The organism is Bernardetia sp. (assembly GCF_020630935.1).
GTDB lineage: Bacteria > Bacteroidota > Bacteroidia > Cytophagales > Bernardetiaceae > Bernardetia.
The window spans coordinates 1-4,385 of the sequence record NZ_JAHDIG010000133.1 but is presented as its reverse complement, the minus strand read 5'-3'; the positions used below and the strand labels follow the sequence as shown (position 1 = coordinate 4,385).

Below are 4,385 nucleotides of genomic sequence, written 5' to 3'. Positions count from 1 at the left end.
CTAATCCGAAAAAATATGGGACAAGATAAGGATTCCATCTTGTGCTTACCGTTTCATCAGCATATGCTGACGAACTGAAAGTCGGCGTAGCCAAAAAGTGCGTCCAAGCAGAATGCTTGAACGAGAAATAATAAATAAAATTTACTCTACACTTCATTCAAGCTACTTTTTTCCATTGGCTTCGCCGACTTTCAGGTCTTAAACAACTTCTTTGAAATAGGGTCAAGCGACCCTATTAAATTTTGAAAACTTACACACTTAAAAGAATAGTTCCTCAAAATAAAGCAATTCGTTTTTCCACTTCTGTTTTTACCATTTCAAAAACCTTATGAGGACTTTTGGTGCGCCAGTTGTCTAGCTCATCCAAAATTCCTCCCCATATAAGATAAGAGTCTAAATTATAGGCATTCATTTCTCTAAGGACAAATTCTCTAAAGTTTAGCAATACAATCCAACCTTCTTCTACATCTTCAAACCATTCTTCGTAATATTCATCATCAGAACCGTGAAAATTCAATACATTTTCACCTATCAAAACAAAGTATTTGATTCCTTCTCCTGTAAAATAATCAATCACATTGCGTTTGAGATACATAATATCATTGTGTAACGCATCGTTCCACTCACCCAAAAACTCTATTATAACAAATTTACGATGATAATCTGCCATCAAAACCTTTAAATAAAGTGTTTCAGAGCCTATAAAATCCCAATAAGGATGGATGTAGTAGCCATAAATATTATTGGTGTATTGGTCGGTATTATAATGTGCTTGATAAAAAGGAGAGCGTTTGTCGGTATTGGAATCATAAGAAAATTCCCAACCAAAAAAGGGTTCTATATCGTGCATAATAGCTTGATGAGTAGTATTTGGATAAGATTTTTTGTTATTTAAAAACGAAAAACTCCCTCTTGTGGTTTAGAGAAAACCAAATTTTAGATAAATACCTCTAACTTATACAGACTATCTTACCTACATTTCGAATTTTCCTGTTTTTTCTCTCCATTGCATAATAAGCTCAAAGGTATTAGTAGATTTTTGATAATCTATATAGCCATAAAAATGGTCAAACCCTGCTCCCAAAACGCTTTGTAAGGCTGCTTTATCTTCTTCTGTGGGATGGTCTGGCAAAAAGGCTTTCAAGGATTCCAAATCATAAAGTTTTTCTACTTTCTCTACATTTTCAATCTCCCATTTTTTACAAAACGTTGCATACGCATTCTCTGAAGTTTTCATAGTCTATATTTTTGTCTGTTAAATAATTCTACAAAGTTATAAGTAACTACAAAATCTGTTGTTTTGCCTAGATGTTTGTTCGCTTTGGAAATTATTTAGAGTAAATTTGTAGCGTTTTATCATTTACTTTGCAGGTTAAAGGCTTGCCTTTGACTGTATTTTACCAGTTTCTATCATATTTTATGAGATTTCTATTCTTTTTCCTTTTGTTTTTAACCTATTCATTTGTTGGTTTTGCACAGACAAATAAAACCATAGAAAAAAAACCAACCCTTGAAACCATTGAAGATACCACACAGACACTTTCAAGAATAGAACTCTTGCAAGCAGGCGTTTTGGAAGGAGATGTTTTACCTAATGGGGAACAAATACGTATTTTGAAAAAAGATGAACGTGGACAGGTAAAATTTAAGCAAAAAAATACGGTAATGTATGCTGATAGTGTTTTTCAGTATATTGACAGAAACCAAATTGAAGCCTTTGGAAATATTCGTTTTGTAGAAAAGGATAGTATGACCCTTGTAGGAGATACGCTCTACTACGATGGTTATTCCAAACTGGCAAGGGTAAGAGGAAATGTTGTTTTGCAAGACCAAGAAAAAACAGTAACCACACAAAAACTCAACTACAACCTCAAAACCAAAACAGCTTATTATTTTGAAGGAGGAAGAGTAAGAGACCAAACCTCACGCCTTACCAGCGACAGAGGATACTACAACACAGATTCAAGAGTAGCAACTTTTCGTGGAAATGTACAAGCTATCAGTCCAGACCAACAACTTTTTGCTGATTCGGTGGTCTATAACACACTCACAAAAACCATATTTTTTGATTCAGAAGGAAAAATAATCAATAAAGATGGAACAATAAACGCTGTCAAGGGAACTCAAATCAATGCACAAACAGGAATTTTGAAAACGGCAGAAGGCGCAGATGTAGCTACTCGTGTTGAAAATAGAGATTATATTATTTCTGCTAACTTCATTGATTACGACAACCTTACAGAAAAGGGAGTTTTTAAGGAAAATGTGCAACTCTACTACAAAAAAGAACAGATTACTATTTTTGGAGACGAAGCCTACTACGATGGAATAAAAAGCCGTTTGGATGCGTATGGAGATGCTCTTTTGGTAAAACCTTTCAAAAATGATACGCTTTATATTTCGGCAGATACACTTATTGCTATGAACGACAGCGTGGCAGCCGAACAGCGTTTTTATGGATATAGAAATGTCAAAATTTATAAGCGTGATATTCAAGGAATATGTGATTCTATCAATTATGATTTGACTGACTCTATTATTTATTTTAATTATGACCCTGTTTTGTGGAACACATCTAATCAGCTTTCAGGAACAAAAATTAGAGCCAAATTGCAAGACAATAGCATTGATTCTTTGATTATCAATGACAAGGCTTTTGTTATTTCCTCTGATGTTTTTGGACAGTTCAATCAGATAAAAGGACGAGATTTATTAGCTGTTTTTGATAGTGGCTACATAAAAAATGTAAATGTAGATGGCAATGGAGAAAGTATTTATTTTGTTTTGGAAGAGAAAAAAAATGAAGAAACACTGCTCAAAGGAATGAATTATATCAAATGCAGTAATATCATTATGAAATTTATTGCAGACAATGAACTGGAAGAAATTTTGTTCCTACAACAACCCGAAGGACAGGTTATTCCTCCTCAACTCATTACAAAAACCAATTCTAGGCTAGGTAATTTTGAGTGGCGTATCGATGAAAAACCAACCTACAACAAAGTTATGCAAGGCAGAAGCATCGACCAAGCTGCCAACAATACCTATAAAGTGAAAAATGTGGATGGAAAGCGTATCATTGATGGAGAATTTTTTGGTGTTTATTTGAGCGATGACCAAACCAAACTTACTTATTACCATCCTAAGTTACCAAAAAGAAATCTTGACAATGAGTTTTTCTTGTATGTTTATCCTCAAAATAAAAAGGATTTGCCAGAGGAATTTAAACTCTATGGTTATGTTGTTATTCCATTTTACAATATGAATACTGAGGTGTATCAACCCAACCAACCTTTCTATTATACCCAAGAATTGCCAAAATTTAAAATTAAAAAAATTACGACAGGACAAAAGAAAAAAATAGAAATAGATGAAGAAACAGGAGAAGTTATCCCCAACCGAAATCCTGTAAAGTCTTGGAAAGAGACGTATGAATTTTAAAAAATCATATTTCTGAAACAATATGTTTTCTTATTGCTTCAATCAAGCAGAATGAAATCAATTTTCAACTCTTACACCTAAACTCTCAATTTATTTTTTTATGAATATTAAAGACGCTAAAGTTCTCTTGACAGGAGGAAGTACAGGAATAGGCTATCAAACAGCTAAACTTTTAAAACAACAAGGTGCAGAAGTTTTTATTTGTGCCAGAACAGAAAAAGATGTTGAAAAGGCTATTTCAGAACTAGGAATCAGAGGCACAACTGCTGATGTTTCGAACGAAGAAGATGTAGCAAAAATGTTTGAAAAAGCCATTTCGGAAATGGGAGGGTTAAATGTTGTGATAAATAATGCAGGCATTGGAAGTTTTGGAGCATTGGTAGATACTTCTGTGGAAGACTTTACAAAAGTTTGGGAAGTCAATGTAAAAGGAGCTTTCATGGTAGGAAAAGAAGCAGCCAAGCATTTTCAGAAAGAAAACACAGGAAATATTATCAATATTGCTTCTACGGCATCTCAAAAAGGATTTGCAGGTGGAACGGCTTACTGTTCTAGTAAGTTTGCTCTTGCAGCCATGACAGAGTGTTGGCGTGCAGAGCTTCGCAAGCATAATGTCAGAGTAATGCAAGTAAATCCAAGTGAAGTTGTTACACAGTTTTTTGATAAAGTAGGAATGGAGCAAGACAAAGAAAACGAAAGCAAACTACAAGGAACTGAAATTGCTCATACCATTTCATCTCTACTTTCTATGAATGATGTTGGTTTTATTACTGACGCAACGGTTTGGGCTACAAATCCAAAGTAAAAAAGCATCCGAATCATATAAACAAAAAAGTCAATTACGGAAATGTAATTGACTTTTTTTTCTTTAGAACTTGTTTAAGAATGATTTTCTAGCGCAAGATTCCATCCTTATCTTGTCCCATAAAACTTTGAATTTTGGC

At 34.0% G+C, this 4,385-nt stretch carries 4 protein-coding genes; 2 read left to right on the top strand and 2 right to left on the bottom strand.

The features are described from left to right. Positions 1 to 274: 274 nt before the first annotated feature. Entirely contained in the window at positions 275 to 850 is a 576-nt protein-coding gene (locus tag QZ659_RS20145; protein ID WP_291728839.1) for a hypothetical protein, read from the bottom strand. Between the two features lie 123 nt (positions 851 to 973). Beyond that, positions 974 to 1,237, bottom strand: a complete 264-nt coding sequence (locus tag QZ659_RS20140) for a hypothetical protein (RefSeq protein WP_291728838.1) — start codon at positions 1,235 to 1,237, stop codon at positions 974 to 976. A gap of 182 nt (positions 1,238 to 1,419) precedes the next feature. On the opposite strand from QZ659_RS20140, the gene QZ659_RS20135 reads away from it, so the two are divergent. After that, complete coding sequence (locus tag QZ659_RS20135) at positions 1,420 to 3,441, top strand: OstA-like protein (RefSeq protein ID WP_291728837.1); 2,022 nt, start codon at positions 1,420 to 1,422, stop codon at positions 3,439 to 3,441. A gap of 100 nt (positions 3,442 to 3,541) precedes the next feature. Beyond that, positions 3,542 to 4,246 carry an SDR family oxidoreductase gene (locus QZ659_RS20130; RefSeq protein WP_291728835.1) on the top strand — a complete coding sequence of 235 codons (705 nt, stop codon included), beginning with the start codon at positions 3,542 to 3,544 and terminating at the stop codon, positions 4,244 to 4,246. Positions 4,247 to 4,385: the final 139 nt, after the last annotated feature.

Bases quoted from the DNA above. Each gene is read 5' to 3' on its own strand.
- QZ659_RS20145 (WP_291728839.1), bottom strand. From the start codon at position 850: ATGCACGATATAGAACCCTTTTTTGGTTGGGAATTTTCTTATGATTCC.
- QZ659_RS20140 (WP_291728838.1), bottom strand. From the start codon at position 1,237: ATGAAAACTTCAGAGAATGCGTATGCAACGTTTTGTAAAAAATGGGAG.
- QZ659_RS20135 (WP_291728837.1), top strand. From the start codon at position 1,420: ATGAGATTTCTATTCTTTTTCCTTTTGTTTTTAACCTATTCATTTGTT.
- QZ659_RS20130 (WP_291728835.1), top strand. From the start codon at position 3,542: ATGAATATTAAAGACGCTAAAGTTCTCTTGACAGGAGGAAGTACAGGA.